General features: G+C 72.5%; 22 protein-coding genes. 13 read left to right on the top strand and 9 right to left on the bottom strand.

Annotation, left to right across the window (positions count from 1 at the left end; all coding sequences use genetic code 11):
- Nucleotides 1–2 precede the first annotated feature (2 nt).
- From ACFC1T_RS10935 to ACFC1T_RS10965, 7 genes are all read left to right on the top strand, one after another.
- Entirely contained in the window at nt 3–1,391 is a 1,389-nt protein-coding gene (locus ACFC1T_RS10935; RefSeq protein WP_375886377.1) for a sensor histidine kinase, read from the top strand.
- A gap of 181 nt (nt 1,392–1,572) precedes the next feature.
- Nucleotides 1,573–2,703, top strand: a complete 1,131-nt coding sequence (locus ACFC1T_RS10940; RefSeq protein WP_375886380.1) for a sugar ABC transporter substrate-binding protein — start codon at nt 1,573–1,575, stop codon at nt 2,701–2,703.
- Between the two features lie 93 nt (nt 2,704–2,796).
- The gene (locus tag ACFC1T_RS10945) at nt 2,797–3,576 is read left to right on the top strand and encodes an ATP-binding cassette domain-containing protein (protein ID WP_375886383.1); all 780 of its coding nucleotides are present in this window, start codon (nt 2,797–2,799) and stop codon (nt 3,574–3,576) included.
- 71 nt (nt 3,577–3,647) lie between these two features.
- The gene (locus ACFC1T_RS10950; protein WP_375886630.1) at nt 3,648–4,916 is read left to right on the top strand and encodes a sugar ABC transporter permease; all 1,269 of its coding nucleotides are present in this window, start codon (nt 3,648–3,650) and stop codon (nt 4,914–4,916) included.
- Nucleotides 4,917–4,966: 50 nt separating this feature from the next.
- Nucleotides 4,967–5,638, top strand: a complete 672-nt coding sequence (locus ACFC1T_RS10955; protein WP_375886386.1) for a methyltransferase — start codon at nt 4,967–4,969, stop codon at nt 5,636–5,638.
- A gap of 82 nt (nt 5,639–5,720) precedes the next feature.
- Nucleotides 5,721–6,185 carry a GNAT family N-acetyltransferase gene (locus ACFC1T_RS10960; RefSeq protein WP_375886389.1) on the top strand — a complete coding sequence of 155 codons (465 nt, stop codon included), beginning with the start codon at nt 5,721–5,723 and terminating at the stop codon, nt 6,183–6,185.
- Between the two features lie 298 nt (nt 6,186–6,483).
- Nucleotides 6,484–7,884, top strand: coding sequence for a pyridoxal phosphate-dependent aminotransferase (locus ACFC1T_RS10965; RefSeq protein ID WP_375886392.1), 1,401 nt, complete (start codon nt 6,484–6,486; stop codon nt 7,882–7,884).
- Nucleotides 7,885–7,928: 44 nt separating this feature from the next.
- On the opposite strand, the gene ACFC1T_RS10970 is transcribed toward ACFC1T_RS10965, so the two are convergent.
- The gene (locus ACFC1T_RS10970; RefSeq protein WP_375886394.1) at nt 7,929–9,446 is read right to left on the bottom strand and encodes an aminopeptidase P family protein; all 1,518 of its coding nucleotides are present in this window, start codon (nt 9,444–9,446) and stop codon (nt 7,929–7,931) included.
- A 212-nt stretch (nt 9,447–9,658) separates the two neighbouring features.
- Here ACFC1T_RS10970 and ACFC1T_RS10975 point away from each other — a divergent pair, with 212 nt between their 5' ends.
- Both ACFC1T_RS10975 and ACFC1T_RS10980 read left to right on the top strand, forming a co-directional pair.
- Nucleotides 9,659–12,694 carry a hypothetical protein gene (locus ACFC1T_RS10975; RefSeq protein ID WP_375886397.1) on the top strand — a complete coding sequence of 1,012 codons (3,036 nt, stop codon included), beginning with the start codon at nt 9,659–9,661 and terminating at the stop codon, nt 12,692–12,694.
- Nucleotides 12,695–12,779: 85 nt separating this feature from the next.
- Nucleotides 12,780–13,187 (top strand): hypothetical protein, encoded by a 408-nt coding sequence (locus ACFC1T_RS10980; RefSeq protein ID WP_375886400.1) that lies wholly within the window; start codon nt 12,780–12,782, stop codon nt 13,185–13,187.
- Nucleotides 13,188–13,642: 455 nt separating this feature from the next.
- On the opposite strand, the gene ACFC1T_RS10985 is transcribed toward ACFC1T_RS10980, so the two are convergent.
- Nucleotides 13,643–16,447 carry a BTAD domain-containing putative transcriptional regulator gene (locus ACFC1T_RS10985; RefSeq protein WP_375886402.1) on the bottom strand — a complete coding sequence of 935 codons (2,805 nt, stop codon included), beginning with the start codon at nt 16,445–16,447 and terminating at the stop codon, nt 13,643–13,645.
- 98 nt (nt 16,448–16,545) lie between these two features.
- Nucleotides 16,546–17,592, bottom strand: coding sequence for a Scr1 family TA system antitoxin-like transcriptional regulator (locus ACFC1T_RS10990; RefSeq protein WP_375886405.1), 1,047 nt, complete (start codon nt 17,590–17,592; stop codon nt 16,546–16,548).
- A 203-nt stretch (nt 17,593–17,795) separates the two neighbouring features.
- Between ACFC1T_RS10990 and ACFC1T_RS10995 the strand changes: the two genes are divergently transcribed.
- Together ACFC1T_RS10995 and ACFC1T_RS11000 are read left to right on the top strand one after the other, a co-directional pair.
- Complete coding sequence (locus tag ACFC1T_RS10995) at nt 17,796–18,020, top strand: hypothetical protein (RefSeq protein WP_375886408.1); 225 nt, start codon at nt 17,796–17,798, stop codon at nt 18,018–18,020.
- A gap of 8 nt (nt 18,021–18,028) precedes the next feature.
- On the top strand, nt 18,029–18,256 hold the full coding sequence (locus ACFC1T_RS11000) for a hypothetical protein (RefSeq protein WP_375886410.1): 228 nt from the start codon (nt 18,029–18,031) through the stop codon (nt 18,254–18,256).
- A gap of 261 nt (nt 18,257–18,517) precedes the next feature.
- On the opposite strand, the gene ACFC1T_RS11005 is transcribed toward ACFC1T_RS11000, so the two are convergent.
- On the bottom strand, nt 18,518–18,730 hold the full coding sequence (locus ACFC1T_RS11005) for a DUF397 domain-containing protein (RefSeq protein ID WP_375886413.1): 213 nt from the start codon (nt 18,728–18,730) through the stop codon (nt 18,518–18,520).
- Nucleotides 18,731–18,965: 235 nt separating this feature from the next.
- Between ACFC1T_RS11005 and ACFC1T_RS11010 the strand changes: the two genes are divergently transcribed.
- Nucleotides 18,966–19,385, top strand: coding sequence for a hypothetical protein (locus ACFC1T_RS11010; RefSeq protein WP_375886416.1), 420 nt, complete (start codon nt 18,966–18,968; stop codon nt 19,383–19,385).
- Between the two features lie 28 nt (nt 19,386–19,413).
- Here ACFC1T_RS11010 and ACFC1T_RS11015 read toward each other — a convergent pair whose 3' ends face one another.
- Nucleotides 19,414–19,737, bottom strand: coding sequence for an ArsR/SmtB family transcription factor (locus ACFC1T_RS11015; RefSeq protein WP_375886419.1), 324 nt, complete (start codon nt 19,735–19,737; stop codon nt 19,414–19,416).
- A gap of 96 nt (nt 19,738–19,833) precedes the next feature.
- Here ACFC1T_RS11015 and ACFC1T_RS11020 point away from each other — a divergent pair, with 96 nt between their 5' ends.
- The gene (locus ACFC1T_RS11020) at nt 19,834–20,160 is read left to right on the top strand and encodes a putative quinol monooxygenase (protein ID WP_375886422.1); all 327 of its coding nucleotides are present in this window, start codon (nt 19,834–19,836) and stop codon (nt 20,158–20,160) included.
- A 30-nt stretch (nt 20,161–20,190) separates the two neighbouring features.
- Here the strand turns inward: ACFC1T_RS11020 and ACFC1T_RS11025 are convergent, their stop codons facing one another.
- The 4 genes from ACFC1T_RS11025 to ACFC1T_RS11040 form a co-directional block, all read right to left on the bottom strand.
- Entirely contained in the window at nt 20,191–20,685 is a 495-nt protein-coding gene (locus ACFC1T_RS11025) for a cupin domain-containing protein (RefSeq protein ID WP_375886425.1), read from the bottom strand.
- Between the two features lie 15 nt (nt 20,686–20,700).
- The gene (locus ACFC1T_RS11030; protein ID WP_375886428.1) at nt 20,701–21,147 is read right to left on the bottom strand and encodes a hypothetical protein; all 447 of its coding nucleotides are present in this window, start codon (nt 21,145–21,147) and stop codon (nt 20,701–20,703) included.
- Nucleotides 21,148–21,219: 72 nt separating this feature from the next.
- Complete coding sequence (bioD, locus tag ACFC1T_RS11035; RefSeq protein ID WP_375886431.1) at nt 21,220–21,960, bottom strand: dethiobiotin synthase; 741 nt, start codon at nt 21,958–21,960, stop codon at nt 21,220–21,222.
- Nucleotides 21,957–23,261, bottom strand: a complete 1,305-nt coding sequence (locus ACFC1T_RS11040) for an adenosylmethionine--8-amino-7-oxononanoate transaminase (protein WP_375886434.1) — start codon at nt 23,259–23,261, stop codon at nt 21,957–21,959. Before ACFC1T_RS11040 ends, bioD begins: the two co-directional genes overlap by 4 nt.
- Nucleotides 23,262–23,304 lie beyond the last annotated feature (43 nt).

Consider the following 23,304-nt stretch of genomic DNA (forward strand, 5'->3'; position numbering starts at 1 on the left):
CCGTGCTCCGCCGGTTGCGCCGACTGCCCTCCGTGCTCCGCCGGTTCGTCCCGAGGACGGTGCGCGCCCGGGCCACCGCGGCCGCCGGTACGGTGCTGGCCGCGGCCCTCGTCCTGGCCGGGGCCGGACTGCTCGCCGCCGTCCGCGCCGACCTGGTCGCCTCCGCCACCTCCGCCACCCGGCAGCAGGCCGACTCGGTCGCCCAACTCGCCGCCCAGGGGCGGCTGGCACCCGTCCTGCACGCCGCGCACGGCACCGACTTCCTCCAGGTCGTCGACGCCCGCGGCAGCGTCCTCGCGGCCAGCCCCAACCTGGCCGGCCGCCCGGCGCTGTCCGTCGCCGGGCGTACCGGCTCGCACACCACCGACGACGTCGACCCGCTGTACGAGCACCACCGCCAGCGGCTCGCCGCCGTCACCGCCGACACCCCGACCGGCCCGGTCACCGTGTACGCGGGCGCCTCGCTGCGCGCCGCCGACGAGGCCATGGACATCACCCAGGCCGGTCTGGCCGTCGCCTGCCCGCTGCTGCTGCTCACCGGGGTGGTGGTCACCTGGAAGGTCACCGGGCAGGCGCTGCGGCCGGTGGAGGCGATCCGCGCCGAGGTCGACGCCATCACCGGCCAGGACCTGCACCGCCGCGTCCCCGAACCGGGCACCGCCGACGAGATCGCCCGGCTCGCCGCCACCATGAACGCGATGCTCGACCGGCTGGAGGCCTCCGGCCGGCGCCAGCGCGAGTTCATCGCCGACGCCTCGCACGAACTGCGCAGCCCGCTCGCCGTGCTGCGCACCCAGCTGGAGGTCGCCGACACCCACCCGGACCCGGCGGTCCGGGCCGAGCTGGTGCACGGCGCGCTGGAGGACACCGACCGGCTGCAGAACCTCGCCACCGACCTGCTGCTGCTCGCCCGCCTCGACGCCGGCGGCACCGACGACCGCCCGCACCGGCGGACCGACCTCACCGAGCTGGTCGCCACCACCGTGCTGGCCCGCCCGCCCGTCCCGCACCGCCGCACCACCGACCTCGCCCCCGGGGTCGCCGTCGACGGCATCCCGCTCTGGCTGGGCAGGCTGCTCACCAACCTGCTGGACAACGCCGAGCGGCACGCCGCCACCACCGTGCACGTCCGGCTGGCCGTCGACCCCGGGCGCGGCCTCGCCCTGCTGGACGTCGAGGACGACGGGCCCGGCATCCCGCCCGCCGACCGGGAGCGGGTCTTCGAACGCTTCACCCGCCTCGACGACGCCCGCTCCCGCGACCACGGCGGCAGCGGCCTGGGCCTGCCGATCGCCCGCGACATCGCCCGCCACCACCGGGGCACCCTCACCGTCACCCCGACGGAGGCCGGTGCCCGGCTCACCGCCGCGCTGCCGCTGGCGGGGGAGTAGCGACCGCACCGGGCGCCGACGAGCCGCGACCCGACGGGCGGCGGTCCGCTGAGCCGCGGTCCGCTGAGCCGCGGCCCGACGACTGTGGGCACGCCCGTTTGGCGCACCTGGGTCGTGGAGGCGCTGATGGCTTCCCAGACTCGGAGGGCAGGGGGGCGGATTCAATCGGAGAGGCTTCCCGATGAGCATCAGGCTCCGCCGCGTCCTCGCGGTGACCGCAGTGGTTTCCCTCGGCCTCGGCGCGGCGTCCTGCGGCAGCGCCAAGCAGTCCTCGTCGGGCGGCGGTTCGTCGGGCTCGGCCGCCGCGAGCGGCGGCGGGACGGCCGCGGTCGGTGCGGTGCGGATCGGCCTGCTGCTGCCGGAGACCAAGACCACCCGCTACGAGCAGTTCGACCGCCCGCTGATCGAGAAGAAGATCAAGGAACTGGCGCCGGACGCGCAGATCGACTACTACAACGCCAACCAGGACGCGACCCTCCAGCAGACCCAGGTGGACACCGCCCTCACCAAGGGCGACAAGGTGCTGATCCTGGACGCGGTGGACGCCAAGTCGATCCAGTCCTCCGTGCAGAAGGCCCACGACGCGGGCGTCAAGGTGCTGGCCTACGACCGGCTCGCCCAGGGCCCGGCCGACGCGTACGTGTCCTTCGACAACCACAAGGTCGGCGAGCTCCAGGGCCAGGCCCTGGTCGCGGCGGTCGGCGGCAAGGCGAACGCGGGCGAGATCTTCATGATCAACGGCTCGCCGACCGACCCCAACGCGGCCGACTTCAAGGCCGGCGCGCACAGCGCGATCGACGGCAAGCTCAAGATCGGCAAGGAGTACGACACCCCCCAGTGGGACCCGAACACCGCCAACCAGGAGGCCGCCGCCGCGATCACCGCGATCGGCGGGCCGAACGTGGTCGGCGCCTACTCGGCCAACGACGGCATGGCCGCGGGTGTCGCGACCGCGCTCAAGGCGGCCGGCCTGAGCGTCCCGCTCACCGGCCAGGACGCCCAACTCGACGGCATCCAGCGGATCGTGGCCGGGACCCAGACCATGACGATCTACAAGCCGTTCAAGCCGGAGACCGACATCGCCGGGCAGATGGCCGTCGCCCTGGCCTCCGGCAAGGCGCTGGACGCCAGCCTGGTCCCGACCACCGTGACCAACGGCAGCGGCAACAAGGTGCCCGCCAACCTGATCACCCCGGTCGTCGTCACCAAGGACAACATCAAGACCACCGTGGTCCAGGACGGCCTGTACACCGTCGCCCAGATCTGCACCCCGGACTACGCCGACGCCTGCAAGAGCGCCGGCCTCCAGTAGCAGGCGGCCAGTAGTAGGCGGCCCGTAGTAGGCGGCCCGGAATCCGAACCGCCCCGCCTCCACCGAGGAGGCGGGGCAAGGGAGTTGGTCACTGTGCCAGGTGAGACCGTACTGGCCCTGCGCGGGGTCTCCAAACGGTTCGGCGCCGTCCAGGCGCTCACCGACATCGAACTGGAGGTGCACACCGGCGAGGTGCTGGCCCTGGTCGGCGACAACGGCGCCGGGAAGTCCACCCTGGTCAAGTCGATCGCCGGGGTGCACCAGCCCGACGACGGCGCCATCGAGTGGCAGGGCCGGCCGGTGAGCATCCACCGGCCGCAGGACGCCCAGCAGTTGGGCATCGCCACGGTCTACCAGGACCTCGCGCTGTGCGACAACCTCGACGTGGTCGGGAACCTCTTCCTCGGCCGCGAGATCCGGCGCTTCGGCATCCTCGACGAGGTCGCCATGGAGAAGCGCTCCCGGACGCTGCTGGACACCCTCTCCATCCGCATCCCCAGCGTGCGGATCCCGGTCGCCTCGCTCTCCGGCGGCCAGCGCCAGGTCGTCGCCATCGCCCGGGCCCTGATCGGCTCGCCCAAGGTCGTGATGCTGGACGAGCCGACCGCCGCCCTCGGCGTCGAGCAGACCGCCCAGGTCCTCGACCTGGTCGAGCGGCTGCGCGAGCAGGACCACGGCGTCATCCTGATCAGCCACAACATGGCGGACGTGATGGCCGTCGCGGACACCGTCGCGGTGCTGCGCCTCGGCCGCAACAACGGCGTCTTCGACCGGCGCGGCACCAACCAGGAAGAGATCATCTCGGCCATCACCGGCGCCACGGACAACGCCGTGACCCGCCGCAGGGCCCGCGGCCAGGAGGGGTCCCAGTGAGCGACCACACCCCCGGGAACACCCCCGGCGGCGAACCCGAACGCCACCGCCCCCGGCTGCCCGAGGACGCCATGCCCACCGGCGGCGTCAACGCGCCCGTCCCGGTCGCCCCGGAGGCCACCCCCGCGGTCGACCCCCGGCTGATCGTCCGCCAGGAGGGCGTCAAGGGCTACCTGGGCGAGTTCCGCCGCCGGATGAGCAGCGGCGAACTGGGCTCGCTGCCCGTCGTGCTGGCCCTGATCGTGATCTGGGCGGTGTTCGGCAGCCTCAACAGCACCTTCCTGTCCGCGCAGAACCTCTCCAACCTGTCCCAGCAGATCGTCGGCACCGGCATGATCGCGATCGGCGTGGTCTTCGTGCTGCTGCTCGGCGAGATCGACCTCTCGGTCGGCTCGGTCAGCGGCCTGTGCGCGGCGATCTTCGCCGTCCTGAACGTCACCAACGGCGTCAACCAGTGGGTCGCCCTGATCACCGCGATCGTCGGCGGGGCGATCGTCGGTACGGTCCACGGCTTCTTCTTCGCCAAGATCGGGGTCCCGGCCTTCGTCGTCACCCTGGCCGGCAACCTCGGCTGGAACGGCCTGATGCTCCAGGTGCTCGGCGCCAGCGGCACCGTCAACCTCTCCGGCAAGGACATCGTCTCCCGGCTCTACAGCACCATCTACGGCCAGCAGATCGCCGCGTACGGCGCGGCGGCCGTCGGCGTGCTGCTGTTCCTGTTCGCCTCGCTGGTCGACGCCCGACGTCGGCAGGCCGCGGGCGTGCCGTCCCGGCCGGTCACCGACATCGTGCTGCGGACGGTGCTGCTGGCGGTGATCGCCTTCCTCGCCGCGTACACCCTCAACCAGTACAAGGGGCTGCCGCTGGCCCTGCTGATCTTCCTGATCTTCATCGTGGTGCTGGACTTCGTGCTGCGCCGCACCACGTACGGCCGCCAGGTGTTCGCGCTCGGCGGCAACATCGAGGGCGCCCGCCGGGCCGGCATCAACGTCTCGTGGATCCGGATCAGCGTCTTCGCCATCTGCTCCACGATGGCCGGGATCGGCGGCCTGTTCCTGGCCGCGCAGATCCAGTCCGCCAGCCAGACCTCCGGCGGCGGCAACCTGCTGATGAACGCCATCGCGGCGGCCGTCATCGGCGGCACCAGCCTGTTCGGCGGGCGCGGCAAGACCTGGTCGGCGCTGCTGGGCGCGCTGGTGATCGGCTCGATCCAGTCCGGGATGAACATCCAGGGCCTGAGCAACGCCATCCAGTTCATGATCACCGGCGCGGTGCTGCTGGCCGCCGTCGTGGTCGACTCGCTGGCCCGGCGCACCCAGCGGGCCGCCGGGCGGGCGTGAGCGGGTGTGAGCGGGCGTGAGCGGGGTCCGGCGGGCCCTATGCTGCGGGCATGCCGAGTGAGCTGCGAGTTCATCGACCGGACACCGATCAGGCGTTCATCCTGCGGGAGACCGAGCTGACGCCCGTCCCCTTCGTGCCCGAGATCCGCCTGCACATGGCGCAGGACGCCATCGCGCTGTGGGAGACCACCGAGAGCGAACGCGGCCGGGCCGGACTGCCGCCGCCGTTCTGGGCCTTCGCCTGGGCCGGCGGGGTCGCGGTCGCGCGCTACGTGCTGGACCACCCCGAACTGGTCGACGGCCGGGCGGTGCTGGACATCGCGGCCGGCTCCGGACTGGTCGGCGTGGCGGCCGCGCTGCGCGGCGCGACGCAGGTGCGGGCCGCCGAGATCGACGCCTACGCGGTCGCCGCCATCGGCCTGAACGGCGAGGCCAACGGCGTACGGGTGGACGGCGCGCTGGTCGACCTGGTGGACGGGGACGGCGCCCCGGCCGAGGTGGTACTGGCCGGCGACGTGTTCTACGAACGCGAGATGGCCGCCCGCTTCCTGCCCTTCCTGGAACGGGCCGCCGCCCGCGGCGCCACCGTCATCGTCGGCGACCCGGGCCGGGCCTACCTGCCCCGGGACCGGTTCACCGCGGTGGCCGCCTACCAGGTGCCGGTGGTGGCGGACCTGGAGGACGCCTCGGTCAAGACCACCACGGTGTGGCGCCTGGGCTGACCGCCGGCCGTTCCCACCAGGGGGCCGTCCACGCCCCGGAATTCCGGGCGGCCCGGCCGGACCCCCTGCTAGACAGACCGGCATGACCGAACAGAACGGCACCGCCGAACAGATCGTGCTGCGCCCCGCCCGGCCCGAGGAGATCCCCGCCCTGCTCGCCCTCTGGGCCCGGGCCGCCAAGGGCACCAGCATCACCGACGACGAGGCGGGCGTCGCCGCCCTGCTCGCCCGGGACCCGCAGTGCCTGATCGTCGCCACCGCGGCCGACGCCCCGGCCACCCCGCTCGGCACCGTCATCGCCGGCTGGGACGGCTGGCGGTGCCACTTGTACCGCCTCGCCGTCGACCCCGACCATCGCCGCCGGGGCATCGGCGCCGCCCTGCTGGCCGCCGCCGAGGAGCGCTTCGCCGCACTCGGCGGCCGCCGCGCCGACGCGATGGTGCTGGACGACAACGCCCTCGGCCACCGCACCTGGCAGGCCGCCGGCTACCACCCCGAACCGCAGTGGACCCGCTGGGTCAAGCCCCTTGCGGGCGGAGCGAGTTAGGGGTCATCGTCCCCGGCGGGAGGTTCGGGCGGATGCGGCCCCCGGGCGGTGCCCCCCGTCCGGCCCGCTGCGGCAGCTGTTTCGGCGACCCGGTCGACCGCCGGTCGGCAACCGGGGTTGAGCGGCTCGGGGGTGACCCGAGCGGACCACCGGACGGCCGTGGCGGGAACGCCGTCCGGACGGCCGCCGAGGGTTGGCGGCCGTCCGCCGGGCGTGGTCCGCTGGGGCCGGTGCGGATACGAACGGTCACGTTCCGGTACGCACCTCCGACCCCCCACCCTCCCGACAGGGGACCCCCATGACCATGACCGAGAACGGGCTCCGGCTCGACTCGCCCGAGGCCGCCGCCGACGTCCTGGCCGGCCTGACCGACTTCGAGCAGGCCCTCGCCTTCTACCACCAGCACCTGGCGTCGGACACCACGATCAACCTGTCCGTCGCGGAGAACGTCCTGCTGTACCAGCAGTCGATGGACACCGAGGTCTTCAAGAAGATCAAGCTGATCCCCGAGCGGAACATCCAGTACATGGCCCCGGCCGGCACCCCGCAGCTGCGCGGGCAGGTCGCGGAGCTGCTCGGCCGGGCGTTCCACGACACCGTCTCGGAGGAGGACGTCTTCGGCTGCGCCGGGGTCTCCTCCGCGCTGGAGTGCATCGCCTTCGGGCTGATGCGCAAGGGTGCGGGCACGCCGGCGCTCAAGCCGAAGGACGAGGTGCTGATCCCGGCGCCGTACTGGCAGGGCTTCAACTGGTCCTTCGAGGAGCGGCCCAAGCTCAAGTGCGTCCCGGTGAACCTGCCCACCGAGGGCGAGAACCGCTACCGGCTCACCCTGGACCTCATCGTCGAGGCCTACGAGGCACGGCAGAAGGCCGGCCACCGCCCCCGGCTGCTCGTCCTCACCAACCCGCACAACCCGCTGGGCGTCAACTACGACCGGGCGCTGCTGGAGCAGATCTACGCCTGGGCGATGGCGTACACCGACATGCACATCATCTCCGACGAGATCTACTGCCACTCCCAACTCGAAGGCTCCGCGACGCCGTTCACCAGCGCGGTGACGCTGGGGGCGTACGCGGGGTTCGCCGAGCGGATCCACGTGGTGTGGGGATTCGCGAAGGACTTCGGGCTGTCCGGCTTCCGCACCGGCTTCGTGGTCTCCAAGAACAAGGCCGTCCACCGGGCCATGCTGGGCAGCACCGACCCGGCCGAGCGGACCCACCCGCTGCCCTGGTTCACCCCGTTCGACTCGCTCAAGACCTACGTCATCGGGGAGTTGCTCAGCGCCCACCACAACGGCGAGCGCTACACGACGTACGCGATGAAGACCTACCCGGGGCTGCTCAGCGAGAGCTTCCGCGCGGTCAAGGGCGCGCTGGACGCCGCCGGGATCGAGTACGTGCACCGGGACGGCGACAACTCCGCGATGTTCTTCTGGCTGGACCTCACCGAGTACCTCGGCAAGCGTGCGGCGCGGAACCACCCGGAGCTGCCGGTGATCAGGGCGGACGGGCTCGACCCGAACGAGAAGTGGCTGTTCGAGTACCTCGCCGCCAAGCCCACCGAGGTCACCCTGCTGCCCGGCGGCGTCATGCACAATCCCGTGCCGGGGTTCTTCCGGCTCTGCTTCACCGCGAGCCCGGCCAAGGAGGTGGTGGACGCGGTGGGGCGGATGGCCGCGGCACTGGGCGCGTTGAAGTGACCGCAGTGCGGCCCCGGCGTGCTGCCGGGGCCGCACTGCGGTGGTCAGCCGCGCAGGGCGGCCAGCCAGGCTTCGACCTCGGTGGAGGCGCGGGGGAGGTCGGCGGAGAGGTTCTCGTTGCCGTCCTCGGTGACCAGGATGTCGTCCTCGATCCGGACGCCGATGCCCCGGTACTCCTCCGGCACGGTCAGGTCGTTCTGCTGGAAGTAGAGGCCCGGTTCGACGGTGAGCACCATGCCCGGCAGCAGCGTGCCGTCGACGTGCTCCTCGGTGCGGGAGTGGGCGCAGTCGTGGACGTCGAGGCCGAGCATGTGGCCCGTCCCGGCGAGGGTGAAGCGGCGGTGCAGGCCCAGCTCGTACACCTTGTCGGCGGTGAGGTCGCCGAACAGGCCCCAGGCGGTGAGGTGTTCGGCCAGTTCGCGCTGGGCGGCGCGGTGGAAGTCGCGGAAGTCCGCGCCCGGCTTCACGGCGGCGATGCCGGCCTCCTGGGCGGCGTGCACCGCGTCGTAGACCTTGCGCTGGATGTCGGTGAAGCGGCCGGAGACCGGCAGGGTGCGGGTCACGTCGGCGGTGTAGAGCTCGTCGGTCTCCACGCCCGCGTCGAGCAGCAGCAGGTCGCCGGGGCGGGCCTGGCCGTTGTTGCGCACCCAGTGCAGGGTGGTGGCGTGCGGCCCGGCGGCGGCGATGGTGCTGTAGCCGACGTCGTTTCCCTCCAGGCGGGCGCGGACGAAGAAGGTGCCCTCGATCAGGCGTTCCGGCGTCGCGGCGTCCGTGCCCAGGACGCGCACCACGTCCTCGAAGCCGCGGGCGGTGGCCTGGCAGGCGTGGCGCAGCTGGGCGATCTCGAACTCGTCCTTGACCAGCCGCAGGCCGGAGAGGAAGACCTCGAACTCGGCGTCCCGCCCGGGGTTCGCGCGCCCGCCGACGGCTGCCTCGACCCCGGCGTCGTGCCGGCGCAGCACCCGGACCGGGGCAGTGGTGGCGGCCAGGTCGGCGTGTGCGGTGCGGACGTCCCGGCAGGGCAGGCCGAACAGCTTCTCGCTCTCGGTGAGGCTGTTGCGGCGGCCGTCCCACAGTTCGCCGTGGCCGTCGAGCCAGAACTCGCCGTTCTCGATGTCGGAGCGGTTGCGCAGGTAGAGCACGGCGCGGTGGCCGCTGGCGCCGGTGGGCTCCAGGACCAGGACGGCGTCCTGGGACTGGTCGCCGGTCAGGTAGACGTAGTCGGAGGAGGGGCGGAACGGGTAGTCGGTGTCGTTGGCCCGCACCTTGGGGTTGCCGGACGGGACCACCAGCAGTTCACCGGGGAAGGCGGCGGACAGCGCGGCCCGGCGGCGCTCGGTGTGGGCGGCCTGGGGGATCGCTTCGAGGGCGTGGCGCTCGGTGTCGGCCCAGCCGCGCTTCATGCTCTCGGCGAGTTCCTCGGTCACCCCGCGCGTGAGGCCGTTCTTGCGGTACTTGATGGTCTCGGTGGCTTCGGTGGCGTCAGTGGGCTCGGTCACAGCGGACTCTCCAGAGGGGGCGGGGAGATGCGGCGCCTCGTCGCGCCGACCTGCCTGGCACATGGGTACGTAACAAGCGTTGTGTACCGTATATCGAACGGCGTCCGAAGAGAAGGGGCCGGTACCGAATCCGGTAACCGGCCACGGCCGTTCGCACACATCGCCTACCATCCCGGCGGGGGGAGGGACCGGTGTGCGGGAGCACGCCCGGGCAGCTCGCCCCTGCGGCGGCCCGGACCCGGTGCCGACCGCTCCGACGACCGGGAGTTGACTCGGTGACACTCACAAGACGCACCGGCCGGGGCCTGACGGCCGCGGCGGTGCTGGTCGGACTGGCCGTGGCGTCGGCGGGCTTCGCCGCCGTACCCGCCGTCGCCCTCACCTCCGTACCCGCCTCCGTGCCCGCCGCCGCACCCGCCGCGGCGCCTCCGGTGCCGGTGAACCTCACGGCCGCGGGCCCGTTCGCCGACTCGTTCCGGCAGAGCCCGGCGCTCAACACCGCGCCGCTGCGCGGGTTGAACGTCGGCCTGGACCAGCGCCAGCAGGGCAGCGCCCGGACGGTCTCCTGGACGAGGACCTCCGGCCGCTGGGACACCTCGGTGGCGCCGGACTCCTCGTACGTCCAGGTCAGCACCCCGGACCAGCCGAACCGGCTGGTGTTCACCACCGGGATCTCGGCGGTCATGCTGGGTGCTCCGGTGATCGCGGACACCGGCGGGACGTACACCGTCTCCACGGTGGTGGATCCGGTGGTGGGGGACACCTCAAGCGGTGACTGGGCCTCGCTGGTGCTCAGCCGCAGCCACCGTGCCAACGGGTACGTCACCAGCGGCGACGTGGACCTGGGGCTGACGGTCACCTCGGCCGGGAAGCTGGCGCTGTTCCACGGCGGCGGAGGCGAAACCCCCTTCTGGCAGGGCTCGGTGGCCCCGGCCGACCGGTACGCGGTCTCGGTGAAGGTGTCGACCGGCCCGGACAAGGCGGTGACCCTGACGGTCAACGGCACCGCGTTCACCGTCACCGGCCCCGGGTCGGTCAACCGCTGGCCGAGCAGCGCCTTCCTCTACCTGGGGGCGTACCTGTCCGGCCCGGGCGAGCTGACGACCTTCGGCGACGGCAACGGCACCGGTGTCAACGTCAGCCGGATCGACGCCGCCGCGACGGCCGGGGCGAAGCCCTTCGTGGACACCTTCGACGGCGCTCCGGCGGGCGGCGACGACGGGCTGAACGACGACCTGAGCGCCCGCCAGCCGACCCTGGTCTCGGCCAACTACACGGCGGTGTCCGGCACCAAGGGCCTGGCCGCGACACCCCCGGCGGGTTCGGTGCGGGTCAACAGCCCCGCCGCGCCCGACGCGCTGTCCTTCCCCCAGGGCACCGCCGCCGTCCGGTTGAACAAGCCCGCCACAGCGGACCTGTCCGGCTCCTACACGGTGCACGCCCGGCTGACCCCGGCCGTCGGCCGCACCAGCGGCACGGACGCCGCGACCCTGCTGGTCAGCAACGCCTCCGGCGCCACCGGCGCGGTGGACACCGACGACGTCGCCCTCGGCCTCAGGCTCCAGGCCGACGGCGCGCTCACGCTCTACCAGGGCGGTACGCCGCTGCCGTTGCTGAGCGCCGCCGTCCCGGCCGGCTCCGGCACCCACGACGTCGCGCTCACCCTCGCGGGCGGCGCCGCCCGACAGGCCGTCGTCACCGTGGACGGCACCACCGTCTTCGCCGGTCAGACCCCGGTCGCCCTGCCCCGGGACGGCTACCTCCACCTCGGCGCGCAGCGCAGCACCCCCGGCACCGTCACCACGGCCGACGACCTGCGGGTCAGCATGCTCGGCGGGCTGGACTACTACGGCTACTTCGACGTCATGGACCCGGACGAGCACAACCAGAGCGTCGACCACAGCTCCGAGCTGTTCCCCTGGACCAACATGAACAACTTCATCGGCCAGGACCTCAGCGACCCGCGCTACGCCGGCTTCCTGGACTACTGCCGCCCCGCCTCCTGCGTCATCGACGTCAGCATGCAGGTCGCGACAGCCACCCCGAACTGGCCGGTGAGCAAGCCCAACCCGGACGCCCCGGCGGCGCTGGCCGGGCTGGCCACCCGGGTCGGCGGCAACCTGGACAAGCTGTCCGCGATCTACACCCTGGACGAGCCCTACTACCACGCCTTCGACGCCGGCCAGGTGCAGACCCAGGTCAACCAGGTCCGGGACGCCTTCCCCGGCAAGATGCTGGCCTACACCACGGACACGGCCCACCTGACCTCGCCGGTGCCGAGCGGCGTCGACCTGATCGGCTTCGACGACTACTGCCCCGGCCGCGGCACCCTGGAACAGGAACTGGCCGCTCTGCAGGGCGCCCTGGCCTCGCCCGACCAGCACCTGGTGATGTTCCCGGAGTCGTTCAGCCAGGGCCTGGGGGCCTGCGGGCCGTTCTCGGACGCCCAGATCGCGGCCAACAACGCCGACTACCGCGCCATCGCCGCCCAGCACCCCCGGGTCATCTACCTCCAGAACTTCCGCTGGCTCAACTCCCAGCAGGGCACCGCACAGCCGCTCACCACCCAGCGCCAGCGCGCCATCGGCACGGCGGTGATCAACGCCACGCCGACCCCGGCCGCCTCCGGCGTCGGCATCTACCGGCCCGGCGACCGCAGCGTCAGCGAGAACAGCCACAACGACGTCTTCCTCGGCGCCTCCGGCACGTCCGCGCTGTTCACCGACGCGGACGACGTCCCGCTGACCGGCCACTGGAACGGCCCCGGCACCGACACCATCGGCGTCTACCACCGGGCGACGTCCACCTTCGTCCTGTCCAAGGCGGACGGCAGCACCAGCACGTACCGGTACGGCAACACCGGCGACCTCCCGGTGGTCGGCGACTGGAGCGGCACCGGCCGCACCACCGTCGGCGTCTACCGGCCCGGCGACCAGACCTTCTACCTCAGCGACGACAACGCGAACCCCACCTACTCGCTCAAGTTCGGCAACCCCGGGTGGACCCCGCTGGTCGGCAACTGGAGCGGCAGCGGCCGCACCACCATCGGCGCCTACGATCCCACCACCCGGACGTTCTACCTGCGTGACACCAACACGCCGGGCGGGCAGGCCGACCACACCTTCCAGTACGGCAACACCGGCGACATCCCGATCAAGGGCGACTGGGACGGAACCGGCACCGACACCGTCGGCGTCTACCGGCCCGGTGACCGCAGCTTCTACGGTTCGTCCAAGGAGGGCACCCTGACCGTCTACGGCACCCGCTTCGGCAACTGGGGCGACCAGCCGCTGGTCGGCAACTGGGGCTGAGCGTTTGTAGGCTGAACGGCGGGCCCGGCCGGACCACCACCGGACGGGCCCGTACGGAGCAGCGCGACGAGGGAAGGGTGCCGGTGTGAGTGGAAGGGCCGGAGGGTACTGGGCGTTCGGCTGCGCGGAGTGCTACGGGGAGGACCCGGAGGCGGTCTGGGCGCGCCAGCGGGAGGGCTTCGCGTACGAGGCGGCCGTGGTGGCCGACCCGCACTTCTCGGTGTCCATCCGCCGCTGCCTGTCCTGCGCGCAGCGGTTCGGCTGGATCCGCACCGAGTTCACCGACTGGTCGGGCGGTGACGACGCCTCCTACCTGACGGTCGTACCGCTCACCGGCCAGGAGTCCACCGCCCTGGCCGTCGGCACCCTGGCCCCGCTCGACCTCGGCCCGCTCGGCGAGGGCCGCCGCCACCTGCACCACGACCGGCCGAGCAGCGGCCCGGCGCGACTGCACTGGGCCACCGGGGCGTTCCCGGTCGAGGAAGGCCACTGAGCGGAGGCCGGCGAGCGGAGGCTGCTGAGAGCGGGCCGCCGAGGCGTTGAACACCGCTGAGGCGTCAGGGCGGGGATTCCCTGACGCCTCCGGTGCGGCCCGGTGCCGGGCTCAATGATCACGAGGGGCGGTAGACGGACTGCCAACGTCCGTCCGGGGCCGGCGGGGGCGGGGTGTTGACCGGCTGTCTACCGGGTGCTGCGAACGTGCGGGCGCTTGAGTCCAGCAGTCCCACGTGAGCGAGGAGCAGGAAGTGTTACGAAGCAGGGTGGCCCGCCGGGCCCGTGCCGCGGTTGCCGGTGCGGTGGTTCTGGCGGGGGTGTCCGGGCTGTTCGCCGTGGCGGCGGGGGACCCCGTACGGCACGGCTCGCCGGCCGCACCGCCGTCGGCCTGCGGGGGGTCGGCGGACGTGCAGTGCCTGGCGAACAAGGTCGCCTGGAACGGGACGGGGTTGATCATCTGGCAGAGGTGACCGCTCCGTCGGGGGCGGCCGATCCGTCGGCGGTGACGGACCCGTCGGCGGTGGCCAGCGCCGTCAGCAGCGACCGGGCGTCGGCGGACTCCGGGGCGCCCAGGCCGCTGAGCAGTCGGTGCGCCTGCGCCGCGTGAGTACGGGCGGTGCGGTGGTCGCCGCGGGCGGCCACCGCATGGGCCAACACCAGGTGGGCGAGAGCGCGTTCGCGCTGTCGCCCACCTCGCGTTGCGAGCCGCAGGGCCCGGGTCGCCTCGTCGACGGCCTCCTCGACCCGCCCGAGCAGGCGCAGCACCTCGGCCAGCCGGCTCCGGGCCGCCGACTCGCGGTCCTGGTCCCCGGCGTGGCCCGCGCGGTCCACGCAGGTACGTAACTGATCGGCGGAGTCGTCGAGTTGGCCCAGCTCCTGGTGGGCCAGGCCGAGGACGTAGTGCACGTAGGCGGTCATCGCCGCGTCGGCGCCGCCCGGTTCGGACAGCAGCCGGCGGCAGGTGTCCGCGGCCTCCTCGGCGTGGCCGCTGCGGACCCGGGACAGCGCGGCGTTCGCAGTGCTTGCCACCGCGCCGGAACGGTGGCCGAGGCGGTGGGCGAGGGCCGCCGCCGCGTCGAAGGCGGTGATCGCCTCCTCGTGCCGGGCCTGGGCCTGGGCGATCAGGCCCAGGTCGTTGAGGGCCTGCCGGAGCACGGCCGGGTCGTCCGCCTCCCGGCAGGCCCGGGCGGCCTCGCGGGCCTGCTCGGCGGCCTCGTCGAGGCGGGCCCGGCCGAGCAGGACGGTGCCGAGCGGGAACCGGGCGCGGCCCTCGGCGGCGCGGTCGCGGCCGTCCTCGGAGGCGGCGACGAGGAGGCGGGCCGCCTCCTCCGCCCGCCCGGCGAAGGCGCCCAGGCCCAGCGGGCTCAGGGCCACCAGCAGGTCGACGGCGGAGCGTACGGCGGTGACATCCGGGGTGCCCGAGGCGACGGCGGCGGCCAGTGCGACGGCGCCGGGGGTCTCCGCCCGGGCCCAGCGGCGGGCGTCCGGCAGGTCCGTGAAGACCGGGCGGGGAGCCGGTCCGCCGAAGACGTCGGCGACCGGGTCGCCGGGGACGGCGAGGGCGAAGGCCGTCCGGGCGCGGGTGAGCAGCAGGGTCAGCAGGCGGTGGTGGGCGGTGGTGCGTTCGGCCTCGTCGAGGCGCAGGGACGTCCGGCGGGCGAAGGCCCGTACCAGGTCGTGGAAGCGGTAGCGGCCGGGGCCGACCGACTCCAGCAGGGCCTGGTCGACCAGCGCCTCGGCGAGGTGCTCCGCCTCGCGCTCGGGCAGGTCGAGGACGGCGGCGGCCGAGGCCAGGGCGATGTCCGGCTCCACCCAGGCGAATCGGCGGAAGGCGGTGGCCAGGGGCGGGGGGAGGAGGCGGTAGCTGAGCGCGAAGACCTGCTCGGCGAGCCCCTCCCGGTCCTCGGCCAGGCATCGGAGGAGGTCGGCGATCGGCTGGTCCGGGGAGGCGGCGAGCCGGGCGGCGGCGATCCGCAGGGCCAGCGGGAGGCGGCCGCAGGCCTCGACCAGGTGGTCGGCGTCGGAGTGCTGGGCGGACCGCCGGGCGGCGCCGATGACCGAGTCGAGGAGGCCGATCGCCTCCTGGGGGCTGAACACGTCCAAGGCGATCCGCAGGACGGACGGGATGCCGGGCAGCGCGGTGCGGCTGGTGACGAGGACGGCGCAGTCGGAGGAGCCGGGGAGGAGGGGCTGGAGCTGGGCGTCGTCCCGGGCGTTGTCGAGGAGGATGAGCAGCCGCTTGCCGGTGGTGACGGTGCGGAAGAGCGCGGAGCGGCCGGGGAGGTCCTGGGGCACGGCGGACGGGCGGATACCCAGAGTGGTCAGGAAGTCGGCGAGGACGTCGGAGGCGCTGGCGGGGACGAGGTCGGCACCCCGCAGGTCGGCGTGGAGACGGCCGTCGGGGAAGTCCGGCCGGAGGGCGTGGGCGGCGCGTACGGCGAGGGCGGTCTTGCCGACGCCGGGCATGCCGGTGACGGTCACCAGGCGCAGGCCGGTGGTGGTGGTGCTGGTGGTGGTGCGGTCGGTCAGGGCGCGGGCGATGGCGGCGACGTGGGTTCGTCGGCCCGTGAAGTGGGCCGGATCGTTGGGGAGTTGATCAGGGTCCAACTCCTGGCGGAGGGCGGTGACGTCCGGCCCGGGTTCGATCCCGAGGTGTTCGACCAGGCGGGAGTGGAGGGAGGCGTAGACGGTGCGGGCCTCGGCGGTGCGGCCGCTGCGGTGAAGGCCGCGGATGAGGAGGGCCTGGAGGCGTTCGCGGAAGGGGTGCTCGGCGGCGAGCGCCTCCAACTCCGGGAGGTGATCGGCGGAGTGGTCGAGCGCGAACCGCTCCTCCTGGAGCGTGAGGCGGAGCTCGGCGAGGCGCTGGCGTTCGCGCTCCATGAGGGGGCCGGGCAGGTCGACGAGCGGCTCGCCGCGCCAGAGCGAGAGAGCGTCGGAGAGGTGTTCCCGGGCCTGGTGCGGGTGGCTCCCGGCGAGTTCGTGGAGCTGCCTGACGCGCCAGAGGTCGATGCGGTCCGGATCGACCGCGATCCGGTAGCCACCGGACTGGGAGAGCAGGAGGGAAGGCTTCCCGCGTACGGGCTCAAGGAGCTTGCGCAGCTGGGAGATGTAGGAGCGGAGGGCGACGACGGGAGATCCGGGCGGTTCGTCGCCCCATAAGTCGTCGACCAGTTGGTCGGTCGCGATGACGGCGTTCGGCCGCAGGAGGAGCGACACCAGCACCGCCCGCTGCCGAGGCGCCCCCAGCTCGATGGTCATCCCGGCGCGCTGCACCCGCAGCGCGCCGAGTAAGGCGAACTCCGGCGGAGCCGGATCAGCAACTGGCCGCAAGGCGTTTCCCCTGTGAGACGGCGGAGTCAGACGGAGCCGAACTCGCCGGACTTGATACCGGAGATGAAGGACTCCCAGGCGTCCGTCCCGAAGGCGAGTTGCGGGCCGTCGGGGTCCTTGCTGTCACGCACGGGGAGGACGCCCGGGTGGCCGGGGGCGACCTCGATGCACTGTCCGCCGCCGTTGCTGTACGAGGACTTCATCCAGGAGCGGGGCTTGACGGTCGTGGTGGGGATCATGGTGTGCAACTCCTCGAGGCGGCTGCGGATATGGGCGAGCGAGTCCGTGCAGGAGAGCGCCTGCACCTGCAACCAATCGTAAGTCCTCGAGAGAGAGCGGATCTTGGTTTCGTCATCGCGTTCCACATAGCCCCGTTGGACGGTTTCGAGGTAGACCATCCAGGCTCCCTTCGGGCTGGTCAGCAGCGTGAACGGCATGGTCGTCGGAAGGTGTTCGCCGAGGCTGCACGGCGCGATCTGCAACGTCACGTGCGGAAGGGCAGCCACGCTCTCAAGCCGTCGAAGCTGTTCCGCCATGACGAAGGGGCCGCCGACCGGTCGCAGACAGCTCTCGTCCATGACGATGTGGACGGAGGGGGCCGGGTCACGGTACAGAATGGCTTGCCTCGCCATGCGAACGTTCAGACGCTCAACGGCCTTTTCCTCGGGGATCTCACCCCGCTGAGCCGCAGCGTTGATGAGCGCGGACGCGTAGCTCCGAGTCTGGAGCAATCCAGGGATGACGTTCAGCTCGTGGATTCGGAGCGCGGTGGCCTTGGTCTCGTGCTCGATGTAGGCGGGGAATCCGCCGATCAAGGTGCTGCTCTTCGTGCTCCAATGCAGGAGTTCAAGCGCTCCACACGTCTCGAGCACCTTGTCGGCTCGTCGGAGGAGCTTGAGCGGGGCAGGGCGTTCCCCTGTTTCGATCAGGGAGATCAGCGAGTCGCTGTAGTTGATCAGCTTCCCGAGCTGGACCTGCGTGAGACCCCTCGCCTTGCGGAAGCGGCGCAGCTGTTCGCCGATGGCCTCGTTCGGGGTGGGGGTCTGCTCAAGTTCCTGCTGCGCCATGGTCATCACGCCATTCCACAGTGCCGGATGTCAAAGTGAACCTCTTCCGATGCTAAGCGCAATTGGCCACCCTTGGTGAGGAGTTAACAACAGAGAGGAGTTATTCCGTGGATATGACTAACGCTCAATCTGGCGAAAGCATCATCCTCCAGCGGAGCTTTCCGCCCTGCCGGTGTCCCCGGTGCGGTGATTCCATCCCGGAGGCCGGCTTGGCCGACCACGTCATCGCCCCGGCGGCGCCGCCCGTGCGACGGGTGGCGCCGCCGGTCGAGCCCTACCGCCCCTCCGCCATCGGCGAGCGGGTCTTCGACGTCCGCTCCGGGTGCTGGGCCGCCTTCATGGGGTGGCAGCACGGGAGCGTCTTCCTCCGGCCCCTCGGCGGGGGCATCGAGTGGGACACCGAAGCGCGTTGGATCACGAACACCGAACTGTGAGATGCCCCATGAGCAGCATGATCGACAAGATCACGGCCGAGGACCGTCGCAGCGCGGCCGACATTCTCGACGACCTCCAGGCCGTCCTGCACGCCGCCGAGGTGAAACTCCCGTCCCTCGGCATCGACTGGCGCCTTGTCAAGGAGACCGGCGTCCTCCTGATCGACCTCGGCGCGGCCCGGCCGGACGTCATCGAGCGCCTGGTCGTCGTCCTCCGCAGGGGTATGCGACCGTAGCCGCCGCCGGTGCCATCGCCGTCGGGAGCTTCCTCCTCGCGGGCCTCGTCCTCCTGGCGATCCCCGCCACCATGTCCTCGACGGCCGACGCCCTGGTGTTCGCCCTCACCTTCCTCGCCGCCTCCACCGGTGGATTCTCCATCGCCGCAGGATGGTTGAGGGTGCACGCCTAGCAACAACGGTGCGGGCTTCGAGCGCCGCTCGAAGCCCGCACCGAACGTCGGACGCCTGGGCCGCCTTTCATCTCATGGGACGACGGAGTCAGACGGAGCCGAAATCGCCGGACTTGATGCCGGAGATGAAGGACTCCCAGGCGTCCGTCCCGAAGGCGAGCTGCGGGCCGTCGGGGTCCTTGCTGTCGCGCACGGGGAGGACGCCCAGGAGGCCGGGAGCGACCTCGACGCACTGTCCGCCGCCGTCACTGTACGAGGACTTCATCCAGGAGCGGGGCTTGACGGTCGTCGCGGGGATCATGCTGTGCAACTCCTTGCGGTGGTTGCGGATATGAGCGAGCGAGTCCACGCGTGGGAGCGCCTGGACCTGCGACCCATCGTAAGTCCATTGCGAGTTCGAGCGCTGCTCGAAGCTCGCGCTCAACACCTTGACCGTTCAGGGGGGTTGGCGGATCCTCGGGGGCATGACTGTGCCTCCGCAGCCGTCGTATGCTCCTCGGTCGCGTCCCGGTGGGTCCCGGGCCAATGCTGTGGCGGTGTTGCTGCTCGCGGGTGGGGCCGTGGGCTCGCTGGCGCTGCCGTGGGCCTCCTACAGTGGGGAGAGCGGTGGCCTGTCGTGGTCCGGCTTCGACCTGCTGAACAGCCCGCGGTGGGTGGGGGAGTTGACCGACGGCGCCGACATCTGGATGGGCGCCTTGCAGTGGCTCGGCCTGGTGCTGGTCGGCCTGTCCGTGCTGCGCCTGCTCACGGGGGAAGTCCGGTTGGCGGGGCTGTCGTTGCTGCTGGCAGCCGGGGTGGCCGGGGCTGCCGTCGGCTCGCTGGTGCAGTTCCACAAGGTGCTCCAGGACGGCGGGGGCTTCGCCCCGTCCATGCAGGCGGGCCCGGTCGTCGCCGCGGTCGCCGCCGTCCTGTGCTTCCTGGTCGCCTGCTTCGGCCCCGCCACCCAGCGCCGCTGACCCGGGCCCGGGCCCGCCCGGCGATCGGTCATGCGCCCGGCGCGTCCTCCGCCGTGAGGAGGGCCAGCAGGCCGGGGAAGCGCTGCTCGATGTCGGTCCGGCGGAGGGTGGCCATCCGGCTGTTGCCCCGGTCGACCTGGCGGACGAGGCCGGCCTCGCGGAGGGTCCGGAAGTGGTGGGTGACCGTGGCCTTGCTGACCGGCAGCTCGAAGGAACTGCAGGTGCGGGCCCCGCCGTCGGGTCCGGCGGCCAGTTCCCGCACCACGCGGCGGCGTAGCGGGTCGGCCAGCGCGCTCAGCACCTTGCCGAGCTCGATCTCCTCCGGTGCGGGGTGTCCCTCGTCGTCGGGCATCGTGACCACCTCCAGGTACGGCTTGCATCGTACCTTGCTGCGGCCCTACCGTACGGGAGGTACGACGAACGTCATACCTTTGGATCGGAGACCCCTGTGGACCAGCCCTTCACCCTCGTCGGCACCGCCCGCCCCAAGCCCGAGCGCGCGGAGGACCTGCGCCGGCTCCTGCTCTCCTTCGTCGAGCCGACCCGCCGGGAACCCGGCTGCCTCGAGTACCACTTCCACGAGGACCGGGACGAGCCGGGCGTGTTCGTCTTCTACGAGGCCTGGCGCAGCCAGGAGGACCTCGACGCCCACCTCGCCCTCCCGCACCTCCGGGATTTCTGGGAACACCGAATGGACTACCTGGAGCGGGACCTGGAGATCCGCTACCTCACCATGCACAGCCCGTACGAGGAGCGTTCCGCCCTCGCCCGATGAGGGGGGAGCCGCCGGTCCCCGCTCGGCCGGTCAGACCACGAAGTGGTCGTGCCGGCGGTAGAGTTCCGCCCACTCCTCCCGGCTCAGCGAGCGCCCGGCCGCCGCCAGCTCCGCGATCTCCTCGAAGAACGCCCGCCGCGGCACGCCGGGGGCGAACAGCATCAGCAGGGAGGCGGGTTCGCCGGACTCGTTGCGGAACGCGTGCACGGCACCCTCCGGCACGTGCAGGCAGTCACCGGCCCCGGAGTCGACCCACCGTTCGCCGTCGTACAGGCGCACGGTTCCGGACAGCACGAAGAAGGTCTCGGACATGGTCCGGTGGAAGTGCGGCGCGGGGCCGTCCCGCCGGGCCCCGAGATCCAGCCGGTAGAGGCCGAACCGCTCGCTCGCCGCGGCGGTGTCGACCAGGTAGTGGACCGCCGTCCCGCCCGCGCCGATCCGCAGCTCCGGTGCGGCGGTGCTCGCCCGCAGGAACGCGGTGTTCTCGTCCGACGGGCCCTGGTGGCAGGTCTCCGGAAAGGTCACGGCCCCGACCGCTCCTCAGACGCCGTTGAGGGCGTAGTTGCGGAAGGTCGCCAGCAGCGGCAGCACCTCGGTCTTGTTGGGGTCCTCCGTCACGGCCCGCATGGCGTCGATGACGGTGTGGGCGATGACCTTGGTGATGGTGAGGTCGTCGGCGGGGGTGAGGGTGCCCCAGGCCTTGAGGGTCTGGGTGAGCAGGGCGCTCATCCGGGCGCCGATGTTGGCGCTGACGGCGTCCGAGAGTTCGGCGATCTCCTCGTCGCTCATGCTGGAGCGCAGCCCGAAGGCCAGGGCCATCAGCGTGTCCATCGCGTGCTCGCCGTACGCGGCGACCAGCGCCGGCAGCGACCGCTCCCCGGCCGTGCCCGACGCGAGGGCGACCAGCGCCTCGTCGTCGTCCTTCCAGGCCGCCTCCAGGGCGGCCAAGGCCCGGAGGGCCTCGTCCATGCTCAGCCCGTCTGTCATGCGGGCAACGCTATTGAGCATCCGGTGCCCGGATCTGCAATTCGGGCACCAGGATCACTCCATCGGGCGAAGTCAGGGCCGTTCCGGCCGATGGACGTGTGCGAAGTGCTCCGCGTTCCAGCGGCCGCCCAGCTCGGGGGCCAGGGAGGCGGCGGCGAGGGCCGCGAAGTCCGCGGCCGTACCGGCCCGCTCGGGCAGGGCGCCGAGCAGCGGGGCGCCGGCCGAGCGGGGCAGGTCGGCGAGGTTGCAGCGTTCGGCGAGGCCGGGCTCGGCGGGCCAGGAGCCGATGACGACGCCGGCGAGCGGGAGTGCGCGGGCGGCCAGGGCCTCGGCCGTGAGCGAGACGATGCTGAGGGTGCCCAGGCCGGCGGAGGCGATCAGCAGTACCTCGGCGTCCAGGCCCGCTGCCCGGACGGCCCGGGCCTGGTCGGCGAGCGTGCGGCCTTCGTCGTCGTAGCGGACGAGCAGGCCGCCCGCGCCCTCGACCAGCACCAGGTCGTGGGTGGCGGCGAGGTCGGCGACCTCGGCGACCACCTCGGCGGGGGAGAGGTAGGGCATCCCGGCCCGCCGGGCGGCGGTGTCGGGGGCCAGCGGCTCGGGGTAGCGCGCCAGCTCACGGATCGTCAGTTCGCCTGCTAGCCGCCGTACTTCGGCGGCGTCACCCGGCTCGCCCGGCGCGACGCCGGTCTGTCCGGGCTTGAGCACGGCGACCTTCCGGCCGCCGTGCAGGGCGGCCGAGGCGAGGGCCGCGGTGGCGACGGTCTTGCCGACGTCCGTGTTGGTGCCGGTCACGAACAGGATGCGCGCGGTCATCCGGCCACCGCCGCGGCGGTCACGGCGGCAGCGATGCGTGCCACGTCCTCGTCCTCCGTCACATAGGGGGGCATGGTGTAGATCAGGTCCCGGAAGGGGCGCAGCCAGACGCCCGCCCGGGCGGTGGCCTCGGTGGCCGCCGGGACGTCCACGGGGTGGTCCAACTGCACGACGCCGATGGCCCCTTGGACCCGTACGTCGCGTACGCCCGGCACCTGGGCCGCCGCCGCGAGGCCGTCCCGCAGCCCGCCCTCGATGCGCTTGACCTCGACCGCCCAGTCCTGCCCGAGCAGCAGGTCCAGCGAGGCGTTGGCGGCCGCGCAGGCCAGCGGGTTGCCCATGAAGGTCGGGCCGTGGGCGAGGACGGGCATCTCGCCGCGGCTGATGCCGTCGGCGATCTCGCCGGTGCACAGGGCGGCGGCCAGCGTGAGGTAGCCGCCGGTGAGCGCCTTGCCGAGGCACATCACGTCCGGGGAGACGCCCGCGTGGTCGGCGGCGAACAGGGTGCCGCTGCGGCCGAAGCCGGTGGCGATCTCGTCGAAGACCAGCAGGACGCCGTACCGGTCGCAGAGTTCGCGCAGCATCCGCAGGTAGGCGGGGGAGTGGAACTGCATGCCGCCCGCGCCCTGGACCACCGGTTCGACGATGACGGCGGCCAGCTCGTCGGCGTGACGGGCCATCAACTCCTCGAACTCCGCCGCGTATCCGGGGTCGAGCGGGGCGTCGAAGCCGGCCGGCGGCTGGGGGGCGAAGAGCTGCCCGGGCAGCACCCCGCCCCACAGGTGGTGCATCCCGCCGTCGGGGTCGCAGACCGACATGGGGTGGAAGGTGTCACCGTGGTAGCCGCCGCGCCAGGTCAGCAGTCGGTGCTTCCCGGGCCGGCCGGTGGACTGCCAGTACTGGAGGCACATCTTCATCGCGACCTCGACCGCGACCGAGCCGGAGTCGGCGAGGAAGACGTGCTGGAGCGGCTCCGGGGTGATCTCGACCAGGCGGGCGGCCAGCCGGACGGCGGGCTCGTGGGTGAGCCCGCCGAACATCACATGGCTCATCCGCCCCAGCTGCTCGCGCACCGCCTCGTCCAGCACCGGGTGGCGGTAGCCGTGGATCGCCGCCCACCAGGACGACATGCCGTCGACCAGTTCGCGCCGCCCGCCCGCGGCGGGCTCCGCCAGGCGCAGGCGGACGCCCGCGGCGGATTCGACCACGTACGGGGTGGCGGTGCCGGGCATCGGCCCGTACGGGTGCCAGACGTGCGCCCGGTCGAGGGCGAGCAGCGTGTCCGCGGACAGCTGGGACATGGTGGGTCTCTCCGGAGGGTGCTGGAGGGTCAGGCGGGTCGGG

Source organism: Kitasatospora sp. NPDC056076 (assembly GCF_042266305.1).
Classification (GTDB): domain Bacteria; phylum Actinomycetota; class Actinomycetes; order Streptomycetales; family Streptomycetaceae; genus Kitasatospora.

Coding starts and splice junctions, on each gene's coding strand:
- ACFC1T_RS10940 (WP_375886380.1), top strand. CDS start 1,573: ATGAGCATCAGGCTCCGCCGCGTCCTCGCGGTGACCGCAGTGGTTTCC.
- ACFC1T_RS10950 (WP_375886630.1), top strand. CDS start 3,648: ATGCCCACCGGCGGCGTCAACGCGCCCGTCCCGGTCGCCCCGGAGGCC.
- ACFC1T_RS10955 (WP_375886386.1), top strand. CDS start 4,967: ATGCCGAGTGAGCTGCGAGTTCATCGACCGGACACCGATCAGGCGTTC.
- ACFC1T_RS10960 (WP_375886389.1), top strand. CDS start 5,721: ATGACCGAACAGAACGGCACCGCCGAACAGATCGTGCTGCGCCCCGCC.
- ACFC1T_RS10965 (WP_375886392.1), top strand. CDS start 6,484: ATGACCATGACCGAGAACGGGCTCCGGCTCGACTCGCCCGAGGCCGCC.
- ACFC1T_RS10970 (WP_375886394.1), bottom strand. CDS start 9,446: ATGTGCCAGGCAGGTCGGCGCGACGAGGCGCCGCATCTCCCCGCCCCC.
- ACFC1T_RS10985 (WP_375886402.1), bottom strand. CDS start 16,447: ATGACCATCGAGCTGGGGGCGCCTCGGCAGCGGGCGGTGCTGGTGTCG.
- ACFC1T_RS10990 (WP_375886405.1), bottom strand. CDS start 17,592: ATGACCATGGCGCAGCAGGAACTTGAGCAGACCCCCACCCCGAACGAG.
- ACFC1T_RS11000 (WP_375886410.1), top strand. CDS start 18,029: ATGAGCAGCATGATCGACAAGATCACGGCCGAGGACCGTCGCAGCGCG.
- ACFC1T_RS11005 (WP_375886413.1), bottom strand. CDS start 18,730: ATGATCCCCGCGACGACCGTCAAGCCCCGCTCCTGGATGAAGTCCTCG.
- ACFC1T_RS11015 (WP_375886419.1), bottom strand. CDS start 19,737: ATGCCCGACGACGAGGGACACCCCGCACCGGAGGAGATCGAGCTCGGC.
- ACFC1T_RS11030 (WP_375886428.1), bottom strand. CDS start 21,147: ATGACAGACGGGCTGAGCATGGACGAGGCCCTCCGGGCCTTGGCCGCC.
- bioD (WP_375886431.1), bottom strand. CDS start 21,960: ATGACCGCGCGCATCCTGTTCGTGACCGGCACCAACACGGACGTCGGC.
- ACFC1T_RS11040 (WP_375886434.1), bottom strand. CDS start 23,261: ATGTCCCAGCTGTCCGCGGACACGCTGCTCGCCCTCGACCGGGCGCAC.